General features: G+C 58.2%; 19 protein-coding genes and 1 pseudogene. 7 read left to right on the forward strand and 13 right to left on the reverse strand.

Annotation, left to right across the window (positions count from 1 at the left end; all coding sequences use genetic code 11):
- The first annotated feature begins 109 nt into the window (after nt 1–109).
- Entirely contained in the window at nt 110–976 is an 867-nt protein-coding gene (locus tag FA04_RS33935; RefSeq protein ID WP_034800006.1) for an alpha/beta fold hydrolase, read from the forward strand.
- Between the two features lie 94 nt (nt 977–1,070).
- Nucleotides 1,071–1,300: pseudogene (locus FA04_RS36270) on the forward strand (CsbD family protein).
- 330 nt (nt 1,301–1,630) lie between these two features.
- On the opposite strand, the gene FA04_RS33940 reads toward FA04_RS36270, so the two are convergent.
- From FA04_RS33940 to FA04_RS33960, 5 genes are all read right to left on the reverse strand, one after another.
- A complete protein-coding gene (locus FA04_RS33940; RefSeq protein WP_034800008.1) occupies nt 1,631–1,885 on the reverse strand; it encodes a hypothetical protein in 255 nt (84 codons plus the stop codon).
- 423 nt (nt 1,886–2,308) lie between these two features.
- Nucleotides 2,309–3,982: a response regulator gene (locus FA04_RS33945; protein ID WP_034800010.1), complete on the reverse strand. Its 1,674-nt coding sequence runs from the start codon at nt 3,980–3,982 to the stop codon at nt 2,309–2,311.
- A gap of 10 nt (nt 3,983–3,992) precedes the next feature.
- Entirely contained in the window at nt 3,993–9,422 is a 5,430-nt protein-coding gene (locus tag FA04_RS33950; RefSeq protein ID WP_051659525.1) for a HAMP domain-containing protein, read from the reverse strand.
- A 333-nt stretch (nt 9,423–9,755) separates the two neighbouring features.
- Entirely contained in the window at nt 9,756–10,202 is a 447-nt protein-coding gene (locus FA04_RS33955; protein WP_034800012.1) for a hypothetical protein, read from the reverse strand.
- 44 nt (nt 10,203–10,246) lie between these two features.
- Entirely contained in the window at nt 10,247–10,606 is a 360-nt protein-coding gene (locus FA04_RS33960) for a hypothetical protein (protein WP_034800013.1), read from the reverse strand.
- Nucleotides 10,607–11,917: 1,311 nt separating this feature from the next.
- On the opposite strand from FA04_RS33960, the gene FA04_RS33970 reads away from it, so the two are divergent.
- The gene (locus FA04_RS33970; protein WP_234798844.1) at nt 11,918–12,253 is read left to right on the forward strand and encodes a hypothetical protein; all 336 of its coding nucleotides are present in this window, start codon (nt 11,918–11,920) and stop codon (nt 12,251–12,253) included.
- Nucleotides 12,254–13,739: 1,486 nt separating this feature from the next.
- Nucleotides 13,740–14,066 (forward strand): hypothetical protein, encoded by a 327-nt coding sequence (locus tag FA04_RS36510; RefSeq protein ID WP_156553156.1) that lies wholly within the window; start codon nt 13,740–13,742, stop codon nt 14,064–14,066.
- Between the two features lie 751 nt (nt 14,067–14,817).
- On the opposite strand, the gene FA04_RS35520 is transcribed toward FA04_RS36510, so the two are convergent.
- Entirely contained in the window at nt 14,818–15,303 is a 486-nt protein-coding gene (locus tag FA04_RS35520) for a hypothetical protein (protein WP_156553158.1), read from the reverse strand.
- Nucleotides 15,304–15,858: 555 nt separating this feature from the next.
- On the opposite strand from FA04_RS35520, the gene FA04_RS33985 reads away from it, so the two are divergent.
- Nucleotides 15,859–16,041 (forward strand): hypothetical protein, encoded by a 183-nt coding sequence (locus FA04_RS33985; protein ID WP_029742934.1) that lies wholly within the window; start codon nt 15,859–15,861, stop codon nt 16,039–16,041.
- Between the two features lie 265 nt (nt 16,042–16,306).
- On the opposite strand, the gene FA04_RS33990 is transcribed toward FA04_RS33985, so the two are convergent.
- From FA04_RS33990 to FA04_RS34015, 6 genes are all read right to left on the reverse strand, one after another.
- Entirely contained in the window at nt 16,307–17,482 is a 1,176-nt protein-coding gene (locus tag FA04_RS33990) for a zinc-dependent alcohol dehydrogenase (protein ID WP_034800017.1), read from the reverse strand.
- A 199-nt stretch (nt 17,483–17,681) separates the two neighbouring features.
- Nucleotides 17,682–18,584, reverse strand: a complete 903-nt coding sequence (locus tag FA04_RS33995; protein ID WP_034800018.1) for a membrane protein — start codon at nt 18,582–18,584, stop codon at nt 17,682–17,684.
- A 377-nt stretch (nt 18,585–18,961) separates the two neighbouring features.
- Nucleotides 18,962–19,465, reverse strand: a complete 504-nt coding sequence (locus tag FA04_RS34000) for a YciE/YciF ferroxidase family protein (protein WP_029742835.1) — start codon at nt 19,463–19,465, stop codon at nt 18,962–18,964.
- Between the two features lie 189 nt (nt 19,466–19,654).
- Nucleotides 19,655–19,873, reverse strand: coding sequence for a hypothetical protein (locus FA04_RS34005; protein ID WP_051659527.1), 219 nt, complete (start codon nt 19,871–19,873; stop codon nt 19,655–19,657).
- Nucleotides 19,870–20,199 (reverse strand): hypothetical protein, encoded by a 330-nt coding sequence (locus tag FA04_RS34010; protein ID WP_127890444.1) that lies wholly within the window; start codon nt 20,197–20,199, stop codon nt 19,870–19,872. Before FA04_RS34010 ends, FA04_RS34005 begins: the two co-directional genes overlap by 4 nt.
- Before the next feature lie 427 nt (nt 20,200–20,626).
- Nucleotides 20,627–21,286, reverse strand: coding sequence for a DUF6766 family protein (locus FA04_RS34015; protein WP_029742833.1), 660 nt, complete (start codon nt 21,284–21,286; stop codon nt 20,627–20,629).
- Between the two features lie 606 nt (nt 21,287–21,892).
- On the opposite strand from FA04_RS34015, the gene FA04_RS35525 reads away from it, so the two are divergent.
- Nucleotides 21,893–22,144, forward strand: coding sequence for a hypothetical protein (locus FA04_RS35525; protein ID WP_029742831.1), 252 nt, complete (start codon nt 21,893–21,895; stop codon nt 22,142–22,144).
- Between the two features lie 78 nt (nt 22,145–22,222).
- Nucleotides 22,223–22,483: a DUF6894 family protein gene (locus FA04_RS34025; RefSeq protein WP_034800021.1), complete on the forward strand. Its 261-nt coding sequence runs from the start codon at nt 22,223–22,225 to the stop codon at nt 22,481–22,483.
- Nucleotides 22,484–22,570: 87 nt separating this feature from the next.
- Here FA04_RS34025 and FA04_RS34030 read toward each other — a convergent pair whose 3' ends face one another.
- A complete protein-coding gene (locus FA04_RS34030; protein WP_177235796.1) occupies nt 22,571–23,500 on the reverse strand; it encodes an NAD(P)/FAD-dependent oxidoreductase in 930 nt (309 codons plus the stop codon).
- Nucleotides 23,501–23,790: the final 290 nt, after the last annotated feature.

Raw genomic sequence — 23,790 nt, forward strand, 5'->3', positions numbered from 1 at the left:
GCAGACACTCGGTTGGAACTATCGGACTTTGCTAGAGTTTCTTCGGTTACTAACCGATCTGCGGCCCGGATATAATGCAAAACGGCCCCATGGCACTCATGGCACTACCATGTTCGAGGGCTTCAAACTTGAAACGATACCTGTAACAGCTGGCCAGCTGCGGGTGCGACATGGCGGAAGCGGTCCGCCTGTTCTATTGCTTCACGGCCACCCCCGGACCCACGTCACCTGGTGGAAGGTGGCGGAGCGGCTGGCAGACACCTTTCGGGTTATCTGTCCAGATCTGCCGGGATTTGGTCAATCCTATGTTCCGCAGGATACGCCTGACCACTCCGGCTCGTCGAAACGGGCCAAGGCTGCCGCATGCGTCGAGCTGATGGGGGCGCTTGGACATACTCAATTTGCCGTTGTCGGGCATGATCGTGGCGCCTACACCGCGTTTCGGCTCGCAATGGATCATCCCGACAGCGTCACGCACCTGGTCGTACTCGACGCTGTTCCAATCCTGGAAGCTCTCGAACGAACTGGTGAGCAGTTTGCGAGAAAATGGTGGCATTGGTTTTTCTTTGCCGTCCCTGATAAGCCGGAACGCGCAATCCTTGCCGATCCGGATGCGTGGTACGGCGGCGAAATGGAACCAATGGGTCAGGCTGCCTATGAGGACTTCCGAGCCGCCACCCGCAATCCTTCCGTTGTTCACGGTATGCTTGAAGACTACCGGGCTGGGCTGGGTGTCGATAGGCAACACGACCTCGCCGATCGGCGGGCCGGCCGGTTGATCGAGTGCCCGATGTTGTGTCTATGGTCCAGGTTGGACGACCTCGCGGATCTCTACGATGATGTTCTGGCGGTGTGGACCCCCTGGGCAACGAACCTCGAGGGCCACTCCATCAGTTCAGGCCATCATATGGCTGAGGAAGCACCCGAGGAATTGTCGAAGGCACTTGCTCGCTTCCTAAGCCAAATCGAAATCTAGTCCTCTTCTGCAGCCTCACACCCGCCAGCCATCCCGCGAAGCGAAGCGGCCGTTATGTCGATCACCCTCCTCAAACCCCAATCTGGACGAACCGGTGAACAAAGGAGCCGCCAGGCGTTTCGCCGCCGGATCGCATGAAGGTAACTGCAAGCAATTCAAGGGAAAAATCAAGGAAAGTAGGGCAAACTCACCGACGACGATCTTGATCAAGTAAGGGGAAGAACAAGATCAGCTAGAAGTGAAGATTCAGGAAGCCTTACGGCCTCGAGAAGGATCGCGTCCGGCAAGAACATCGACGACTGGTATGGCCGGCAAACCTGGTGACGTTGTCTGCCCGCCTTGGCGGGGCGGACTATTTTGATTTAGGAGCGGCGGGAACCATTTGGAGCGAAGCTTTCCGCGTCCGGCACCAGATCAGAGGTTGAGGGGGCAGCTTAAAAGACCGCGTGGCACGAAGGCGACGTGGGCATTTTGAGACCCTCCGACTCCCTCGAGGGCCTCAAGTTTTTTTGAGGTGGCTGCAGCGCTCGCGCCGCTGGAGTCGAGCGAAAAGGAAGGGCAACCACTCCAATGCTCCGATATATTGCATCAACACTCCGTCTGGGCATGCAACAGGGCCGGTTTGAAAAGGGAGCCTCCGAATCCGCTCACCCATCACATCGGGTCATTGCCTTTCATCGCATTCGACATGTGCGTTTTGCATTTGTCGCTGTCGTTTGATGCAAGCGCGTCCTTTGCCATGGCGAGTTCTTTGTTGGCGTAGTCCTTCTTCATCTCGTCTTTGATGCTCTTTACGTCCTTCTCGAGCTTTGACATGTTCGATTGGTCACACACGATATCCGATAGGGCAAATGCGGGAGGCGTCGCTGCAACAAACAGCGCAGCTGCCGTTAACATTGTTTTTAGCATCGTGAATCTCCTCTTGATCCAGTAGATGTCGGACGAACCATCGAGCCAAACTCCCGTTCCTTTGTCAAAGTACACATCGTCGTGATCGAGATGTGAGCTTGCAGAAAGCCGCTCTCTGAGGTGACGCCTGAGCTCAGTCTGCCGCCGGCAGGTTCCGCGTGAAAGATTTCGCAGCGATCGTCTCCCCCCCACGCCACCCGCAGCTTCTTTGATTATCGTCAGCTGGAAATGTTGAAGTGGCTTGGCACGCGCGAGCTATGGATAGAGGCTGTCGCCTAGCGGCGTTCGGAAACGGTCATCCAAGCCGACGCGGCGGACCAGACATCGGCTGTGTCCTTCCCTTTTGGCCGTCTACTACTTCAACAGCCGCGAGAATTCCGAACGCTTCTTCATTGCTGCGATGTTCAGCACGTGACGAAGTTCTCAAGCGGCTGTGGCCCGGTGGGCCACCGCGCGTCCGATCGTTGTTTGTAGTTCTTCCTGCGTAAACGGCTTTGTCATTCTCAAGAGCGCCTGAAGTCCCTCGTCGTCGGGCAACTCAGAATATCCCGAAGCAAGGATCACTGGGAGACCCGGATAGGACGAGAAAATCAAACGTGCCAGCTCCGCACCCGTCATGCCTGGCATCGCCTGGTCGCTGATAACGAGATCGAACGTATGTCCCGATCCAAGGATCTCGAGTGCGGTGGCTGCCGAAGATGCCTCCACAACGGTATGGCCGAGATCCTCCAGCATAGCGGCTGTCCCCATACTGACGAGAACATCGTCGTCGACTACAAGTACCCTCAAAGGACTTTGGACTTGGGAAACCTCGAGCGCGGTGGTTTCCAAGGGCGTGCTCGCCGGCACGGAATCTTCGGCGACGGGCAACCAAAGCGCGACGGTAGTGCCTTCGTCCTTTCTACTCGAAAGGCTCAACGCACCGCCGGATTGAGCTGCAAGGCCGTGGACCATCGACAAGCCGAGCCCCGTCCCTTTTCCCTGCCCCTTGGTGGTAAAAAATGGCTCGGTCGCGCGCGCCACAGTGGCCTCGTCCATGCCTTCACCGCTGTCCGAAACCGTTATTCGCACGTAGCGACCCGGCTTGAGGTTAACGGGCATCGATGTTAAATCCTCCTCAGCCGACACGCCAAGCGTGCCGCCACCTACCATCGCATCGCGAGCGTTCACGAACAGGTTGAGCAAGGCAAGCTCGAGCTGGTTGCGATCGACGAGCAACGGCGGAAGAGATGCGGGAATGTGTTTTCGCACGTCGATGCCGGGGCCAAGAGCGCGGACGAGTATGTCTTCAATGTTTTGAAAAAGATCGAGGAAATCGATCGGTTGAGGTTTCAGTTCCTGACGACGGGCGAACGCCAGCAAGCGTTGGGTCAATGCGGCACCACGCTCGGCCGCCTGGATCGAGTTTTCGACCAGCCGCTCGCTCTTACCTCCCTGAGGGAGCTGCTTCTTCAAAAGCTTCAAACTGCCGAGGATCGCCATCAGCAGGTTGTTGAAGTCATGAGCAACACCGCCAGTCAATTGACCCACGGTGTCGAGCTTTTGCGCTTCGAACAGTTGCGCAAGCGCTGCCTCTCGTTCGCGCGTCCTCTGTTCGATGCGCTGTTCGAGTTCCTCATTGAGCTGCCGGAGTTCGGTCGCAGACGCCTCCAGCTCGGCTGTGCGCTCGCGGACTCGGTTCTCGAGTTCCGCATTGAGACGTTCGAGCTCGCGGGTCTTGCGGTAGAGATCCGCAAAGACCCTAACCTTGGCACGTAGGACATCCGGTACGATCGGGACCGAGACATAATCGACGGCGCCAGCGGCGTAACCGCGCAATCGGTCGGGTTCCGCCATCATGACGGCCGACACGAAGATGATCGCCGTGTTTTGGTATCGCGGATGCTCGCGGATCATGCTGACGAGTTCGAACCCGTCCTGTTCCGGCATGCACACATCGACCAGGATTACCGCGATGTCGCTTCGAAGAAGATGCTCCAGAGCTTCCCGTCCGGATTGCGCCTTCAGGAGATTTTCACCCAGATCCTGGAGGACCACTTCGTAACTCAGCAATTTCGTCGGTTGATCATCGACAAGAAGAATGTTGACAGGATTCATGCCCAAACCCTCAACGATGAAGCCACATACGAAGAGCTGCCAGCAGTTGCTCCGTATTGACCGGCTTTGCAAGGTAATCCGAAGCGCCTGCCTCCAGGCATTTCTCGCGATCTCCCTTCATCGCCTTGGCCGTGAGCGCAAGGATGGGCAGCCTGCGGAATTTCGAATCCGATCGAATGACCTGCATGGTTTCATAGCCGTCCATCCCGGGCATCATGATATCCATGAGAACGATGGCAACGCCTGGTTCGTTTTGAAGGACCTCGATGGCTTCGCTGCCGGTCGTCGCTGTCAGCACCCGCATACCCCGCCGTTCCAGCACGCTGCTTAGCGCAAAAATATTACGCGCATCGTCATCGACGAGCAACACGGCCTCCCCGAGCAGATCCTCATCCGAACTGTGCAGCTCTTCGAGCATGGTTTGCTTCGCCGCGGGCATGTCAGCTACCACCCGATGGAGGAACAACGCGGTTTCGTCGAGGAGTCTTTCCGGCGATTCCACCCCCTTCACGACGACGCTGCGCGCCATGGAGTGTAGTCGTGCGTCTTCCTCCGGAGAGAGTTCTCGCCCCGTGAATACGACAACCGGCACTTCAACGATGTCATCGTCGTCCCGAATCTTCTCCAGAACCTCAAAGCCGGTCATGTCGGGGAGCGTCAGGTCTAGAACCACACAGTCGATGGGATCGTTACGGAGGGCGACCAGAGCCTCCGCACCGGACCCCACGCTCGCAATGTCGATGTCATGGTCACCAAGGAGTGCGGTGACGCTCAGGCGCTCGGCCTCGTTGTCTTCGACGAGAAGGAGGCGTTTGCGACGGGGCTCGGCGTAGTTTCTTAATCGCGAAAAAGCCTTGCCCACGCTATGTGCGGTGGTGGGCTTGGTCATGAACGCGAAGGCACCTCGCGCGAGGCCGTGCTGCCGGTCTTCATCGAGACTGATGATCTGGACCGGGATGTGTCGTGTTGCCGCGCTCTGCTTCAAATGGCTCAGTACGGTCCATCCGAGCATGTCCGGCAAGAAGATGTCGAGCGATATCGCGGCGGGTTTGAACTCATGGGCGAGATCCAATGCGTCGCTACCGCGGCTGGCGACCAGGACCTTGAAGCCGTTGTCACGGGCAAGGTCGACAAGAACCCGCGCATAGTGAGCGTCGTCTTCGATGATCAGAAGAACAACGTCGCCGGGTTCAATCACGTCGCGATCGTCATCCATCTGTTCAGCCACTTTCTCGCCGCGCCATGCGGCTGCAGCCTCCGCCAGTTGCACCACATTGGTTGGAGCGGGAACAGATTTGAGCGCCGTCGACGCACCGACATATGTCAGCGGTAGAAAGAGCGTGAAGGTGCTGCCGATCCCGGGGGTGCTGCGCAACTGAATTTCTCCGCCAAGGAGGTTTGCTAGTTCTCGACTAATGGCGAGACCGAGCCCGGTGCCGCCGTATTTGCGGCTGGTCGAAGCATCAGCCTGCTGAAATGCCTCGAAGATAATGCGTTGCTTCTCCGGCAAAATGCCGATCCCGGTGTCAGACACTTCGAACGCGATCACTGAGGGAGCGTGTTGGAGCGAGGGGTGATCCGAAGACCAGCCCTCCGTTGCCGCGGTCACCCGTAGCGTCACGCCGCCCTCTGCGGTGAACTTGAACGCGTTCGACAGCAGGTTCTTGAGGATCTGCTGCAATCGCTTGGAGTCTGTGATGACGCTTCTGGGAACGTCGTCGCCGATCTCCACCAAATAGCTGAGGTTGCGGTTTTCGGCCTCGTGGCGGAATGGCCTCGACATCATCTCCAGCAGGTTGTTGATGAATATCTCCTCAGCATCGACCGAAACCGTCCCGGACTCGATCTTCGAAAGGTCCAAGATATCGCTGATGAGGTTGAGGAGATCGGTGCCGGCTCCGTGAATTGTCTTGGCGAACTCCACCTGCTTACCCGACAGATTTCCGTCGGGATTGTCGCTTAGTTGCTGACCCAGAATGAGGATCGAGTTTAGCGGCGTCCGCAGCTCGTGGGACATGTTGGCAAGGAACTCGGATTTGTATTTCGATGTCAGTGCAAGTTCGGTCGCTTTTTCTTCCAGAGCCCGGCGGGCTTGCTCGATTTCCTGGTTCTTGCCTTCGACCTCGACGTTTCGCTCTTCGAGCTGCTGTGCTTTTTGTTCAAGTTGCTCGTTGGTCTGCTGCAACTCTCTCTGTTGGGTTTGAAGTTCCGTTGCCAGCTGCTGCGATTGCTTCAACAGTCCCTCTGTCTGCATGTTCGCTTCAATCGAGTTGAGCACAATCCCGATCGATGTCGTCAGCTGGTCCAGGAACGACAACTGCAGGTCTGTAAAATCGCCAGCCGAGGCTAATTCGATGACTGCCTTGACCTGACCCTCGAATTGAACGGGCAGCACAATCGCGCTCTTGGGAAGTGCGGAAAACACGCCTGAACTGATCGGAACGACGTTGTCCGGCAGATTGGTAATGAGAATACGGCGTGCATCGCTCGCGCATTGTCCGATTAACCCCTGACCAAAATCCAGACGCGCCGGGTGGGTAGCATCGATCCCGTGGGCATAAGTCGACAAAAGCGAAAGTGTCGACCGGCGCTCGTCGCTATCAACCTTATAGATGACGCCCTGGTGTGCGCCGACCAGCGCTGCGAGCTCGGACAGCAGCATCCGCCCGACCAATGTCAGGTCGCGCTGCCCCTGCAACATATTGGTAAACCGGGCCAGGTTAGTCTTAAGCCAGTCTTGCTCGGTGTTGCGCTCCGTCGTGAGCCTTAGGTTGCCGATCATCGTGTTGATGTTGTCTTTCAACTCGGCCACCTCGCCGCGGGCCTCGACTTGGATTGAACGCGTCAGGTCACCTTTCGTCACAGCCGTCGCCACCTCAGCGATCGCTCTGACCTGCGTCGTCAGGTTTGCCGCGAGCAAGTTGACGTTGCCTGTGAGGTCTTTCCAGGTCCCGGCGGCGCCAGGAACGTTTGCCTGCCCGCCGAGCCGGCCCTCGACACCCACTTCGCGCGCCACGCTCGTGACCTGGTCGGCGAAGGTTGCAAGCGTACCCGTCATGTTGTTGATCGTCTCGGCAAGAGCGGCAACTTCGCCTTTGGAGGCAACCGTCAGGTTCTGCTTGAGGTCCCCGTTTGCAACAGCAGTCACCACCTTCACGATACCACGAACTTGCTCAGTCAGATTGGCAGCCATGACGTTTACCGTGTCGGTCAAGTCCTTCCAGGTTCCAGCGACACCCGGCACCTGCGCCTGTCCGCCGAGCTTTCCCTCGGTACCCACTTCGCGGGCCACACGCGTCACTTCGCCTGCAAAGGCGTTGAGCTGATCGACCATCGTGTTGATGGTGTTTTTGAGTTCGAGGATTTCCCCTTTGACGTCGACCGTGATCTTTCGGGAGAGATCACCGCGCGCGACAGCCGTGGTGACTTCGGCGATGTTGCGCACCTGGGTCGTCAGGTTGGCCGCAAGCAGATTGACGTTGTCGGTCAGATCTTTCCATGTGCCGGCGACACCGGGAACAACAGCCTGGCCACCCAGTCGGCCATCGGTACCGACCTCGCGCGCCACACGGGTCACCTCCCCCGCGAACGAGCGCAGCTGATCGACCATCGTGTTGAGCGTGTCCTTCAGGAGCAAGATTTCGCCGCGGACATCGACGGTGATCTTGCGCGACAAATCGCCGTTGGCAATCGCGGTCGCGACCTCGGCGATGTTGCGGACCTGGTCCGTCAGGTTGCCGGCCATCGAGTTGACGCTATCGGTCAAGTCCTTCCAGGTGCCCGCGACACCGGAGACCTGCGCCTGCCCCCCAAGCTTGCCCTCCGTCCCGACCTCGCGCGCCACGCGTGTAACCTCGCCGGCAAAGGCATTGAGCTGATCGACCATCGTATTGATGGTATTCTTGAGCTCTAGGATTTCGCCTTTGACGTCGACGGTGATCTTGCGCGAAAGATCGCCCCTTGCCACGGCCGTCGTGACTTCGGCAATGTTTCGCACCTGGCCCGTCAGGTTCGATGCCATGAAGTTCACATTTTCAGTGAGATCCTTCCAGGTGCCAGCAACGCCTGGAACCTGTGCTTGACCGCCAAGCTTGCCCTCGGTACCGACTTCGCGGGCGACGCGAGTAACTTCGGAAGCGAAACGGTTCAACTGGTCCACCATGGTGTTGAGCGTTTCTTTCAGTTGAAGGATCTCGCCTTTCACGTCGACGGTAATCTTGCGTGAAAGGTCGCCGTTGGCGATGGCGGTCGACACCTCGGCGATGTTTCGAACCTGAGCCGTGAGGTTACCAGCCATGGAATTCACACTGTCGGTCAAGTCCTTCCACGTGCCGGCAACGCCTGGGACTTGTGCTTGCCCGCCCAGACGCCCCTCGGTACCAACCTCACGGGCGACGCGCGTTACCTCCCCTGCAAAGCCATTCAGCTGGTCGACCATCGTATTGATGGTTTCCTTGAGCTCAAGGATTTCTCCCGACACGTCGACAGTGATCTTGCGCGAGAGATCTCCTCGGGCAACCGCGGTCGTGACCTGTGCAATGTTTCGAACCTGGGCCGTTAGATTGCCGCACATGGCGTTGACGGAGTCCGTCAAGTCCTTCCAGGTCCCGGCAACGCCTGGCACGAGCGCTTGGCCGCCGAGCTTTCCTTCCGTTCCCACTTCGCGTGCAACACGCGTTACCTCCGAGGCGAAAGAGCGAAGCTGATCCACCATCGTGTTTATGGCCTCTTTCAACTGCAAGATTTCGCCGCGGACATCGACGGTGATCTTTTTCGACAGATCGCCGTTGGCAACCGCGATCGTAACCTCGGCGATATTGCGCACCTGTGCCGTCAGGTTTGACGCCATCGAGTTGACGCTTTCGGTGAGGTCCTTCCAGACGCCGGTGACTTCAGGGACCTGCGCCTGGCCGCCGAGCTTGCCATCAGTGCCGACTTCACGGGCGACGCGCGTGACTTCCGAGGTGAATACGCTGAGCTGTTTGATCATCGTATTGACGATATTCGCGGATCTTAAAAACTCCCCCTTGAGGAGGCGACCATCGACGTCGAGCGGAACGGTCTGCAAAAGATCGCCTTTGGCGACTGCGGCAATCGTACGGGTTACGGCAGCCGTGGGCCATACGAGATCATCGATCAGCGTATTGATGGAGTCTTCCATATCGGACCAGGACCCGTCGGAAAGCCCGAAGCGGACTCGGGTGCTTGTGCGTCCGTCGCGCCCCACCACTTGACCAACGTGCGCTAGCTGCTGAGCCATCTTCTGGTTGGCGGCGACCAGGTCGTTGAAGGTATCGGCTATCTTTCCTGTGATACCATCCAGGTCAAGCCTCATCCTGACCGAGAAGTCTCCTCGCTTCATCGCGAGCAGTGCTTCGAACAAGGCGCGTGCGTCTTCGCCCGCCATGATTGCCGGGTCCAGAGGATCGACTGAGCCCATATTGTCACGCCGGACATCGCCACTTTGTCTTCCCACCTTGGTGTTCTCCGTTGAGGCAAGATAGATCTAGCGCTCGACCCACAAATTGCCATGGGCACCGCGCGGCTTGTTGGAACGCTCTGGTCCAATGGGACGCGATGCCTTCGACGAAGAAAAGCCAAGTTGCACAAAGCAGAAGAGGCGGGGGACATCCCGGTCAATGCCGGGCCACTTGTCTCGGCCCCCTTCTCAACATCAATGGGTGGAATGCAGACAGTACAAGGCGGTGGAAATTGTCTCCCCCGACCCAAGGTTGGTCGTAAGATGTTGGCGACGGTAACGGATTACATGATTCTACTCCTGAGTCGGCCGGATGTTGCCGACCGAGATCGCACCGGAAAGTACGCCCCTCCTGAGATCCGATCTTCCTCTTTCAATCTCGACCACGCTGTAAAGTTTTTCGGATCGAAACGCACTTGCCTGCAGCGTCGTTACGTCCTCCGCAGGAGCCGCGTCGACCTCCATGAAATCCAGCTCGCCGCCGGCCGCCACAACCCGGGCATCCCCGGCAGTGCGCGCAGCCACCACAACCACGCCGTGCGATGGAGCGTTTGCCCAGCGGGGATCATTTGCCTCCGCAATGGGAACAAGCCGGTAGACGTTGAGGGTTTCGACCGCTTCACCAGTCGCAACAACTCGCGCGTCCGCCATTTGCGCCTGGCTTTCGAGCGAGCGTCCGAACGTGGTTCCAGGTGCTGTTGGCTGGCTATTTCTGTCATCCGTTCCATTGTCGTTCGACATAGGATCCTCCCGAAGTATTCACCGTGGCCTTTTGCCTGTAGGGATCAGATTCTGCCGTCACGTCGAGCCGTAAGCAACGGTAGGATCGCTGCACCCGGTGCTCCGGGACGAAAGTGTTGAACCACGCGGGCGAGTACGAGCGTTGTCGCCGCCGCTATGACGATCCTCAACCACAGATGGACGTCCCGGCGCGATGGAACGTCCAACCCCTCTGTTTTCGCGTGAATTGGCACCAGCCGCGCCTGCAATTGAGCGAGCTCTCGGCGCAATTCTGCGATCTGCTCCTGTGGGGAAGGGGAGGCTTCCGGCACCTGCTCGTCTGCAGGGCTTTCTTCCTCGAGCTCAGCCAGATGTTCTTGCAACTGCGCGAGGTTTTCAAACCCCTTTGCTTTGATATTTACCATTGCAACTTCTCCATCGGAACGAACTTGGCGGCCGGCCATCAGTGAAACCCGCACGAGAGACGGTGGTTCCGTCCAAATGTGAAAAGACACCTGCGCTCGTTCAAGGGTTGATAGAGTTCATCGCGCCAGACGCCGGGAGGAGTTCAGGTGGCGAATTGCTTGCAAGCCTGGGCAAGGCAGTTCATAGGCGATGAGCCTGTGGTTAGAGGGCCCCCCGCGAGAGGATTGTTACGTAACCTGGGTGAAGCGCGCGCAACGACGTCGGCTGCACGGATCTTCAGGAGTTTCCGATCCTGCGGCAACGGCTCCATGTCACGCCTTTTTGCCTGGCCGACGACGTACCCTCCGTATGAAATTCCCAGGAACATTTTGAAAGGCCGAAGGTTTGCGCGCCAGTGATAGCGAATGCAGGTCCTTGCACTTCGCTGCCTGGTCGCTCCGTCAGATACGAGGTCCGAGATCATGACATACATTGCATCCCCAAGGACTGCGAAGGGCACGTTGGAGAGGTCGGCCGACTGTTACCAGTGCTTCTCGTCCATTCTTTCAGCTCATGAAGGGCGGGACAGTTGGCGAGACTTTGAAACCGAATTGGTCGCCGCGGCCGTCGAGGCTGGATGGGAAGAAGATGAGGTTCGCGCAGCTTTGAAGAGATTTCGCTCGGCCGATGAGGCCGCGAGCGCGAGTTCAGCAATGCCTGACGCCGAACAAAAGTCGTCCTCCGCGGCGCTCTCGGCTCAAGGGCCGAGGGATGAACAACCCGAGGGCAACGAGTCTGCGCGAGGGCTTCAAGAGAGTGCCCAACGAGAGGAGCGCCGGATTGAACTCCAAAAAGGAAGCCCCCTGGCAAAAGGGGAGGAACGTTTCGAGGAGCGTTCGCGAAGCTCCGACGGCAAAAGCGCGGGAGAGAAACAAGACCCTAAGGCATGAGGTGTCGCGATACGGGCGGGATCGTGCAAATCCCTTGTTGGCTCACCCTCACCTGTTCAATGTGGAAGCCTGCAAGCACGGACGCATGTCGAGCGGTATGAAAAGACTTACCACCACAAGCATCGCTGCGGCCAAGCAGGAGGCGATTGAAGCCGCGGGAGTTGCAGCCGATACTGTTTCCGCAGGCGCCTTTCTCGGTCCTGGTGGTTGAACGCGGTGCTTTGCAGGGTGGGTTGGCGGCGTCCAACGAAACACGGCAATGACTTTACGCGAAGAGTGAGAGCAGTGGTCCGCAAGCATTTCTGATCCTACGAGGGGCAGGTCATTGACGATGACTGTGGCTTTTTATCTCGCTGGAAGAAACCACCTGGCAATTAGAGGATGGGACTGCTCGAAATCAAGGAACCGAACATGCATCTTATCCAGATCTTACTGCCTCTCAAACGACGGGATGGGCAACCGTTCGGTTCCCAAATGTTCGATACCGTTCGGCAACAACTTGCGGAGGCCTTCGGCGGCATAACGTTTTACAGGAATGCTCCCGCGGAAGGAAATTGGGTATCCGGAGCTGAAATGGAGCGTGATCAGATCGTTGTGGCGGAAGTAATGACAGAAAACCTCGACCAGCTATGGTGGCGGGTTTATCGCCATGAATTGGAGTGCGCGTTTGGCCAGCAAGAGATTGTCATTCGAGCGTTGCCGATCAAGCGGCTTTAAGTTCTTTCGCCGTCGCTGGAAGCATTGTTGATCAGGTTCACAAAGCAAGGATCGGGCTGCCAAGGCAGGCCTGTATCGAGCTGAAACTCGCCCCTGCCCGCAGTGACAAAACTTGAACCCATCAATCGATGGGAGAATGAAGGTGGCGTAATTGCACACTCACCTTTTGAGCACTCCTTTTGAGGCTTCGTCGAAGCCCGATATGGCGCGCACTCCGCTCCTTTTTTGCGAGGTGTCGGTGCGCATTCGGCCCAAACTCGCAATCCAAGATCTTGGCCTCCAAGATCTCGCCTTCACACGAAGGGTCTTCGAAACGGCTTGCGCCAAAACGCAACATTCCACGTACCAGCAGGCCCGCTGACCTACTTGTAAAACTTCATCGCGAGAGTATCGGTTTGGGAATACGGATGAAACCTCCCTACCAGAACGCTATCTGGTTCGGTACCGCCGGGTTCCGCCTGCTGCTGAGGGCAGCTCACCCAAGTTGCGGCAAACGCGACAGGGTAAAGGTCGGGCGGGCCTGTGCAAACCTGGCGTTTTCAAAAGCGAAGCGAGACAGGCTCTCGATTCCGCCATCGGGCTTCAGTCCCATATGGCCGCGTAAAAGTCTCGGGCTGGTGGTCCTCCGCCGACGAGGGAACATTCCGCATCGGCAACCGTTCTCGAATACCGATGATCAATTCCCGAAACGGATCAAAGGCAGGGCTTCCATCGATAGTTTTAAGAAGGGAGTCCTATTGTGTAGCACGGTTCGTATACCACGCGCGCTCTAAGACCCCGTCCAAAGGGACGGGGTCATTTCTTTTGGCGCGCAGGTACTATTTCAAGATGCGAGTGTTCTCACTTTGTCTTGATACCGTTTCCCCGATAGAGGGTTAGGCGCAGGGCTCCCACAAATGTCCCCAGTGAAGTCTCTCGACAAGATCCCCTAGCCTCGTCGCGCCCCGACGGGGCCATTCCTTTTCATGCCCCCAAGATTTCGCGGAAGCAGTTTGCTTCGTTTAGACACGACGGTCGCAGCATCTCGTTGTTCAACCGGAGGAACTAAAGCTCGCCCTAAACGGCGCCCAAAACACTCAGGATAGTACCCTAGCCCTGCAGGCAAGTTTTTAAGCCGAGTCGTCCGACGGAACCTTTCTCCTCACCAAAGATTACATAACATATAGCTAAATTAGTGAGGTCGAAATGAACACGATACATAGACTTCTGATAAGCACCGGTCTGACCGTGGTGTCGGCAGGTTTCTTATTCATAGCCGTCCCGGCGCAAGGGCAAATCGCCGAGCGCTCCATTTTCCCGGGTCAGTGTGGTCCGATTGGAGACGCAAACAAGATCAATGGAGCCGGAGGAGCACAATGTGAGCGATTGCCGGCGACAAACGCAATCGCCCCGACAACGAATGGCACAACGGATCGGACCGCCACCGGTCCGGGCGGTAACACCAACCCGGGTACCCCTGTTAGCGGCGGTGATCCCGGCACCGGCAGTGGCGGTGATCCCGGCACCGGCAGCGGCGGCGATCCTGGCACCGGCAGTGGCGGCGATCCCGGCACCGGCGGCGGCGGTGATCCTGGCACTGGCAGCGGCGGTGATCCTGGCACCGGCAGCGGCGGTGATCCGGGCACCGGCAGCGGCGGCGATCCTGGCACCGGCGGCGGTGATCCCGGCACCGGCAGCGGCGGTGATCCTGGCACCGGCAGTGGCGGCGATCCTGGCACCGGCAGTGGCGGCGATCCCGGCACCGGCAGTGGCGGCGATCATGGCACCGGCAGCGGCGGGGATCCCGGCACTGGTTCAACGGGTGATTGAATAACAATCAAAAAATCCCGCCCCCCCCGCGGGCCTACTTGCCCGCCCTCTGGAGGGGCTGTCTTTTACCGTTGCCTACCACTCCAAAAACTATGCGCCTGATGGCCTTAGCGAAACTGAGGCCCAGCGCCATCGCCGCAACAGAGACAGGAACGGATTAAGGTCGGGAAGCAGAAGCCCAATTCGGGCCCAGCGCTTTTCCAACCTCCTGGCCCAACAAAGCACTTCCCGGCCCCGTCGTTGACTTCAGGACCGTTTCTTATTGGGAGGCCAGGAACCTTTTCATAACGCAAGCGTTTCTCAATTGTCCTGATCCCGTTTCCCCGATCGAGATCAGGCCCGAGCTTCACGATTGTCCCCAAGTGAAGTCTCTTCGATAAGCGCCTCTGGCCTCGTCGTCCCGCGACGGGGCCATTCCTTTTTGTGATCGCTCGGTCGCTTCCAGGCTCCGTTTCTCCGTGCCAGCCCCTAGCAATAGACTATTCGCGCAGCGATTTTATTACTCCGCCCTGGACTGACAACGACACCAGAACAGCCTTTCCGTCCCTGCGGTTCGCTTTCAGACGCGGGGCCAAGATCCTCCACATGGGACCTTGGTCCCACAGGCGCTGACAAAGGTCCCATGCCAGGCGTCGGACGGAACCATTTCCCTCACTCAAGTTTATTTTGCATGAAGCTAATTTAGTGAGGCTAAAATGAACGCGATACGTGAACTTCTGATAACCACCGGTCTGGCCCTGGTGTCGGCCGGGTTTTTATCGACAGCCACCCCAGCACAAGGACAGATGATTGAGCGCTCCGTTTTCCCCGGGCAGTGCAGTCCCCGTGGGCCGGCAAACCGGATGGTCGAGGCTGCAGAAGAACAATGCGAGCCGCTGTCGGCCGCGGTGACAAGTGCAATCGTCCCGACAATATCGAAAGGCAATCCGGGTAAGACCGACACCAAAACGGGTGCTGGCAGAAACCCAGGCACCCCATCTACCGGTGGCGGCGGCCCCGGCGCTGGCGATCCGGGCCACGGCAATGTTGGCGACCCCGGCACGGGCGATGGTGATCCGGGCCACGGCGGTGGTGGCGACCCCGGCACGGGCGGGGGTGATCCGGACCACGGCGGTGGTGGCGACCCCGGCACGGGCGGGGGTGATCCGGACCACGGCGGTGACGGCGACCCCGGCACGGGCGGGAATGATCCGGGCCACGGCGGTGGCGGCGACCCCGGCACTGGTGACGGTCCCGCTCACGGTAGTGGCGATCCCGGTCACGCAGGTGAATGACCAGATTAATCGTGTCCAGCGGGTTACGCGTGAGCTTCGCTCCTATCGATCCGGGCGGCCGCTCAGTTCCCCGCCCTCAGAGTAGGGCCAAACATGACTGAAGGCGACGTCAGATGGACGCCAGCGAAATCCCGTTCTTCGTCTCTGACCTCATCGAAGCAGCATGCGACTCCTGCTGTCGGCCACGACAGCTACGTGATTGGCGAAGTTCAGGAGGACTCTTCAACGCAGGAATTGCTGAGCCGAACGGAGATCGCGCCACCTGAGGTGGGGAGTTGGTGGCCGATCGGCCTATAGAGCTAGTCAGCATTCGCGCCCATCGTGTCCTTGAGGAGGCAGAATTGAAGGTGGGAAGCCACCTTTTTCGTCGGCCGAGGTTACAAGGTCTGCTTCTGATCCCTCGTTGACACCGCAGCCTTGTGGGCTCGTCAGTCGCCTTTCGGGGCCAGCTTTTTCGCGATCAAACCTCCGTATGCGGAACCCGCCCCACCCAGGCCCGTTGTACTGGAAAGGAGTATCGCTATGGCAACCAAAGACACCAATGCAAAGCCTGAGCAGGCGAAGCCGGAAGACGTCCATCACCCCGCCGATCGCAAAAAGCACCGCGACGAGGAATCGATCGCGCCGCCAACCGTTCAAGGTCCTGACGCCAAGGATACGAGTGAAAAACCGGAAGTGAACCCTGTCACTGGTGTAGCGACCTAAGCTCAGGCCTCTTCTACTTGTCTTGCGCGACCGTTCTGGCATCTTTGTCGTTGCTGTTATGCCGACGACCGCCCTCGGCCCGTTAACGGCTCGACCCCTGTTTCCTAGCGCACGCCGTGACCCGTCAAGAATGACGAGGGCTTTGCGAGAGCATTTTGTCGCAAATGCCGACAATGTTGATGCTCGGGGTCGTTCTCGTTGCCTGCATTGGTGTGGGCACGTCGTCTGTGTCCTTTTCCGTTCTCAACGCGTCCGCCGTCATTCGTCAGGCGGTCAGCACAACCTTGATGCAACCATCCCTCTTATCGCGGAAGGTCTCGTAGAGACCGGGACCATCCTCAAGCGTCGCACGGTGCGTGATGATAAAGCAAGGGTCGATTTCGCCCTCTTCGATCCGGCGAAGCAGCTCGAGCGAATAGCGATTGACGTGCGTCTGCCCCGTGCGGATGGTCAGCCCTTTATTCATCGCCGCGCCGAACGGAATTTTGTCGAGAACGCCCCCGTAGACGCCAGGCACGGAGACGATTCCCCCCGGCCGACACGCCATAATCGCCGCGCGCAGCACGTGGGGTCGGTCGGTTCCCATCAGTGTCGCTGCTTTAACTTTGTCAACGATGGCGTCGAACGAGGCGGTGGCATGAGACTCGGCGCCAACTGCGTCGATGCACTTCTCCGCGCCATGCCCGCCAGTCATTTCCTTGATATAATCGGGAATCGTGCAGTCGATTTCATCGAAATTGATGATTTCGGCGCCAGCCGACTGCGCCAGAGCGAGCCGCTCCGGTACATTATCAATGGCAATGACGCGGGCGGCGCCCTGCATGAATGCGCTTTTAATGCAAAACTGGCCGACCGGGCCACATCCCCACACCGCGACAATGTCGCTGGCTTCGATCTCGCAATTCGCAGCGGCCATCCAACCGGTTGGAAAGATGTCGCCGAGAAAGAGAGCCTGCTCATCGGTCATTCCGCCCGGAATGATGATAGGCGAAATATCGGCATAGGGGACGCGGACGTACTCGGCCTGACCGCCGGCGTAAGCGCCGGTTAGATGAGAATAGCCGAACAGACCCGCTGTCGGATAGCCGAATGCCTTCGCCGCGTTCTCGGGGGTGCGATTGCTGCGCTCGCATAGAGACCAGTTGCCTTTGAGACATTGCGGACATTCGCCACAGCAAATCGTAAAGGGCACGACGACCCGATCACCAACTTTGAGCTTCTTGTTGTCGCTCCCGACTTCGACGACCTCGCCCATGAACTCGTGACCCAAGATGTCGCCCTTTTCCATGAATGGGATGTATCCGTCCATAAGATGAAGGTCCGAGCCGCAGATTGCGCAGGCCGTCATCTTGATGATCGCATCGCGGGTGTCCTCGATCTGCGGGTCGGGGACGCTGTCACACCGGATGTCGTTCTTACCATGCCAGCAAAGGGCTTTCATCGTGATCTCCTTTGGATCAGTTGGGTCAGACCTGCCAAGCACCTTGGTCTTCGTCGTGACGACGAGCAGTAGAGCAAGCAGAGCGATAGTGAAATCGCGGCGCCCGCCTGCACGTCGATCAGCGATGCCGAGGCAGCCATTGCCCCGGCAAAAAGGACGTCGAGGAAGAGGTAGAATGCAAAGCTTAGCTGAAGGACCCTCAGGAAAGCGTTTCGAGGTCATCCCGTTGTCGTCCACCAAGGGCGGCTGCGGCACTCGCTATGAATGCTCCGATGATGAGAGATAAGGCGCCGACAAGGGCAAATGTCGCAGCCGCCTTTCGGGCAGCGTCAGCAGCTTTCTGAGCGGCGACCTTGGCCTCTTCGATCCGCGCAAGTACCGTATCGACCCGGGTTGTCGCATCGGCCTGCGATAACCCGGTACGTGCCGCGACCAACTGGACCAGATACGTCTTGTCCTCCGGCGACATTTCGCCAGCCGCAGCGCTCGCGACCAGAATTCGGGAAGCTTGCGCTGCTGCGGCTCCATCGCCCTCGGCGCCCGGCGCCGTCAGGCGAGCGGGATCGGTTGGACGGAAAAGGGAGTCGACAAAATAAGACGGCATCCCGTTCGAATCGCCCACCTCAGGACCGCTCGTTGCGCCCGCTGACGCCCCAAGGGCCGCGCCTGACGCGACTGAGGAAACTGCCTTCACCCCCGTTCCGACTGCAGCGGAGGTTGCGGAGCCGAGGACGAACACGACAAGCATCGTTGCTAGCGCCCAGGCCAGAAAGCCATGCGCTGTATCACGGAAAAAGGTCTCGTCGGTATGAAGCCCGACCCATTTGGTGCGCAAGCGCCCGGTCAGATAGCCGCCCAGGCCCGACGAGAGCCATTGGACGATCACCAGCCAGATGGCGCTTGAGACCGCGAAAGTGGTGGCGCTGGCGGATTCCCCAGACCACGGTGATATCAATGTAAGGCCAAGGCCGGAGCCAACGAGCATGAGAATGAGCGTCAATGTAGAGGCCGCGAAGGCACCTGCAATGATCGGCGCCCAGCTGACGGCTGGAACAGATGATTCGGCCGGCGTTGAAACATCGGCAAGCACTGACGGTGCCATGGCAGCCTCCTATCGCATGAAAAGCATCAACAGAATAATGATCGGTATCGGGACACCAAGTAGCCAGAGTAGAATACCGCGACCCATCGACGTACCTCCTTAAGCTAAACGCGGCCCAACCGCTGCTAACCATGAAACCAGATCGTGATTGTTCTGGAGCGGTTACGGTTGAAAAGCGCCATCACCCAAACATTGCCGCATGAAAAGGTTCCATGCCCGTCGGCAAAAAGGGTGATGAGATGCCTCGGTTGCGTGCAGTCTGCAACGGTAGGGGCGTTTTGGTCGTCCGGTCGTGTGCCGTCGCAATGCGCCACCGACCATCCGACGCCGATGCGAAATGAAAAACCAACTATGTGCGCGGCTTTCGTTGAGGTGGTCTACTCGGCCGCCCGCTTGGACGCCTTCGGGTTTGCCGCAACCTCACCAAGTGCCGTCAACTTCTGATCGGTGGCGATCTCCTCCTGGAGATTAGCGTCGAGGAGCGGGACGGCCGCATCGAGGCCAAGCTGGGCGGCCCACGATTTGAGCGTCCCATAGCGGGCAATTTCATAGTGTTCGACGGCTTGGGCCGACGAAATGAGGCCGGCATCCAGTGCGGCCGTGCCCTTGTATTCTTCCATGATTTCTTCGCCTTCGGCTATGAGCCCTTGGATGGCTTCGCAGGTCTTGCCGCGGGCAGATTTGCCAATCAGTTCGAACACCTGCTCGAGACGCTCGATCTGTCCTTCAGTCTCATCACGATGCTGCAGGAAACCAGCTTTGCCCTCTTCCGACTGGGCGGCGCGGGCCATTTTAGGAAGGGCCTTCACGATTTGCTTTTCGGCAAAGTAGATATCTTTCAGCGTGTCAAGGAAGAGGTCGTTCAATGTCTTCTCAGGCATTTTAGGGTCCGATCATTTTATTGAGAGAGACCTACCCAACCATCGAGCAGGAAGCACGTTCCGTGGGTCAGGAAATAATCACGGGCTGTTGACACTGCCGGCAACGGCACCTCTGTTGCCGCTAGCGCGCGCCACGGTCCGCTCCTAGCCGTCGCTCAACGAGCCATCCCGCATTCCCCCCAGATGCCGTCAACGTAGACGATTTGCTCGTCTCTGGATCATCGCGGCTAACGCAGCGAGTCGACTTTGCCGCAGCTTGACAATGAAAGTATCAATGTCGCGTCCGAAGTTCGACCATGCTTTGTCGCCGTCGATACCCTTATCGATCACGCCGGCCTCTTCGATTTCGGAGCGCTCCATGTTTATGCGTGCAAGGGAAATCTGCAGCAGGTCCGGGCCAGTGATCATCGCCCCACTCCCTGCTGTCGAAGGTTCATCGTTCCATGAGTAGGTTGGCGCGCTGCGTTGTCCGGTTGCGCCGCCTCTTCCTCCTCGACCAGCTTTTGGTAGCAATCCTCGATATCCTGCGCGATGCCGTCGGCGTCGTAGAGGTAACCATCTGTGCCGCCGTCAGTTTCAATGATCTCAGCCAGTGAGTTCATTACCACGCGACCAAGGTGTTGCAGGGCGTCGCGATGATGATCGGCGCCTCCGCCCGCGAACGCCTGGCGCGCATCGTCGATCGCCTGACGCATGGCTTGAAATGATCCGTCAGTATGCAGCTTCGTGTTCACAGCACCGCCTCCTTAACGCCCGGCTTGGTGCAACAGATGAATCTTTCGCCCGAGCCCAGGAGGTGGGGCGGACGTCTTCCACGACCAAGGTCCTTCTCCCCGCGAAATCGGTCAGAAATTCTGCGCGGGCTGGGCTACCGCGGAATTGCGAGCCCGCGCAGGGAATCGGAACACCGTTATCAGGGCTACCAAGGCGGGTGCGCCGCATGGTTCGGCAAGCCGCGAGCGCGGCGGCGAGTGAGCGTAGCGCTGCCACTCCACCTGTCGATGAACGACGCGGAAACATTCGAACATGGAAACAGCCAGAGTAGCTGCCATCGCGATGGTCGGCGCAGCAGCGGAACCTGGTTTTTCTCGAGCGCTGTCGTGAACGGATTGTCAGCGCTAGGACATCCAAAAGTAAATATCCGCCGGCCCTTTTACCTGTCTATGCTCCTGTCTTGGAATGAGGGTCGGAGACCGTCTTCGACTCAGGGGACCCACGAAACCGCAGAAAAATCGATAGGACGACGAGAACTGCAGTCGATAAGAATTCCGATTGCCAATTTTGGAAAGACTCAAACCACAACCTCGCACTGAAGAATTGTTCGCCAATCGAAGGTGCTTGCTGCCCATGCAGCATGGCCTCAACCGCCTGCGCAGACGCGCTCTCCCTCACGTGCATTAGAAAGCTGAGTACGAAGAGGAGAAACAATGTCCAACCGAGCGAATAGGAGTAGAGAGAGCTTGCCATGCCGCCCATTCTTACGGGCAGCGGTGCTTCGGCGTTGTCTTGGTCGTCCGCAGGGTTGCTATTCTGGGATGACGGCTCGTCGGGATCTTTTGACTCTGCTGAGCCGCGTTGGAACAGGAACGCCGTAAGCACCACATAGGCACTCATCTGCAAAAACTCCGACTCCCAATTCTCGAACAAGGCGGAGAGGAAATGACCGCTTATAAGGTAAGCTGGCAGCGTTACCATTTGCCCTCCGTGTTCGGCCAATTCGTCGTTATAGACGTGGAGTCCGGTAAAGAGCATGCCCACCACCGTGCCCAACGAGGCCAGCAGCAATACGATCGTCAGGCCGTTGTCGCGCAGTATTTTCATTCAGATCTCCACAATTAGCTAGGGATCAGACCCATGCCCGCAGTCACGCCTGCCGGTGGGTTTCTCCTTTCGTGCCATTAACGAAGGCCGCTCAGACATGGCTGGACGTGCGCCGCGTTGCGGTGTGTATAACGCGGAGCAAATGGCGAAGGTCCCGCAACTACAGTTAAGACAAATGTTGGCGATCATTGCTTAACCTGATGGTCGGTCATCGGCCATGCCTCAGGTTGGAAACTCTTGGAAGAGGAGTACCCGTGCCACCTCGATCTCGCTGCGGCCCCCCTTGCTGGCCACCCTGGTCGTTGCCTTGGTCACCCCTGGCGACTCTGCTGGCCGCCGCCCTGCGGAGCAGGGTGGTTCCGTTGATCCTGCCATTGGATACTCCGTTGTAGCTGTGGCCTTCCAAACCGGGGCACCTCCAATCGGTTCCTCAAACACAATGTTATTTTCTAGAGAGCGTCGACAGAGAAGCCAGCAAGCGCCTAGCCCTACAAGCGCGGCAACGTCGCCCTTCGGGGCCTCAACACCCCCGTCCGCACGTGGCATGAGGAACTTTTCTCGCCCTTCGCGACTGGATGCCCAAAACATAACTTAGGAGGCACGTCGTTGGATTTCGAAGCAATAGGGCGCTCGCGCTTACTGATACAATTGCCCACGTATCGTCCCCAGATCGAGCTTTTGCGCGTTCCCGAGCTGAAAGATCTCCTGCGCGCGTACGGATTTGCGGCTCATCAGCGCGACCAGGTGCGGGCAGTTGAAGGCCGGAATTCCAGTCATGTGGCCGAACTCGACTCCGATTGCGCGCGGATCGAGGTCGATGTCACCCGATTGCTTAAGAACGTGGTCACAACACGCTAGGCGGCCATCCCTCCGGTTCTGAGGTTGAAGCGACTGCGCGGCAGCCCGTGTATCGATATGACAGTAGGAGAACATCACATGCCAAATTTCTACTTCAGGACAACTGATCAGGAAGGGTTCAGCGCCGAAGATCGGGCGTTCGAATTCGCAGATGAACAGGCGGCGATCAAAGAGGCAAAGGTCACCCTGGCGGAGATGGCGGCTGACGGCCTTCCGCAGGACCCAATTTCTATGATCAGCATCCAAGTTCTCGATCAGCATCATGCCCTGCTGGTGGAGCTGAGATTGGTTCTCGAAGTCATTCCGAGCACAACTAAGGTGACTGCTGCAGATCGATAGATCGCCTCAAGCGTATGCAGTGGAACTATCGAAGCAACAAATGATAGGCCGGGCGACCCAACTGCATCTGAGACCGTCCGGCCTCTTTTACCGCACCCGCAACACTTGCTCGCACAGATCGTTTCGGATGGCAGTGGCGGCAACGCCCGCCTGCCCCATTGCGCGACTGATTTGGTCCAACCCCTGTACAACGTCGCCCGCCGCGTACAAGCCGCTCACGGTCGTCCTTTGATGGGCATCGACGGACACGCATCCTTCACGTGATAGCCGAGCGCCCAGTCGCGATGCTAAATCCGACCGCACGTCCGAGCCCAACGCTGGATAGACCGAAGCAAAGAAGAGACGATGGTCTGGTGTGTTTAGGACGAGAAGATCGCCCGCGATTTCGATGGAACTCACGGGACCGCGCTCCAGCTTGACGCCGATCTCCTGAAGTTCAGAAATCTGCGTCTCATTCAAATGAGGCCTATCCTCGCACGAGATAATGGTGAGGTGGCGCGTATAGCTTCTCAAGAAAATCGCCTCTTGGAACGCTCTCGTCCCAACCCCTATAACGCCTACGGTTTTATCCGTAACCTCGAACCCATCGCAAACCGGACAGTACCGCAGAAGCCCCCGGGCTAGCGCGTCATCATGAACGGCCGCCGGCATCTGCGGTCGCCGATTGATGACCCCGGTCGCCAGAAGCACCGTTTTCGCCCTCCAATGACCAATCGGGGACATCGCCTCGATCAGCGAACCTCTCTTGCGCAGCTCCGTAATCTGACAATACCTCACATAGGCCCCGTATCGCTCCGCTTGCGTTCGCATACGAGCCAACAACTCTTCGCCACTCACACCGTTTGGGAAGCCCGCATGATTGTGGGACACGGGAATACTGGCGGCGCGACTTGCTTGATCGTCGAACACCAAAACGGAGAGGTGGTAGCGTGCCAAATATATAGCAGCGGTAAGGCCCGCTGGCCCACCGCCAACGACGATGCAGTCATAGATTCGTCCATTCGAGGACTGGTTCATGGGCAGATCTCAGCAGGAATTGCGGCCTAATAGGGTTCAACTGTCTAAGAGGGCAACGGTTCCTCTGAGCGCCAATGCACCCTCTATGGCGTGGTGCGCGATCCTCTTTTCCGGCGGTGCCTTGCTGATTTATGGGTGAAACGCACGCCTCACGTAATGATGCGCGTCCCCGAAGCTAGCGAGCTACCCGCTTCTCTCTTCCGAGAAAAACCCTGAATTTCTACTGAAAGTTTGATCGCTAATACGCGCCGAACGGCGTGAGAACGGGGCGTGTACAAAAGTGGATTTCT

The sequence above is a fragment of the Ensifer adhaerens genome (genome assembly GCF_000697965.2).
GTDB classification, from domain to species: Bacteria; Pseudomonadota; Alphaproteobacteria; order Rhizobiales; family Rhizobiaceae; genus Ensifer; species Ensifer adhaerens.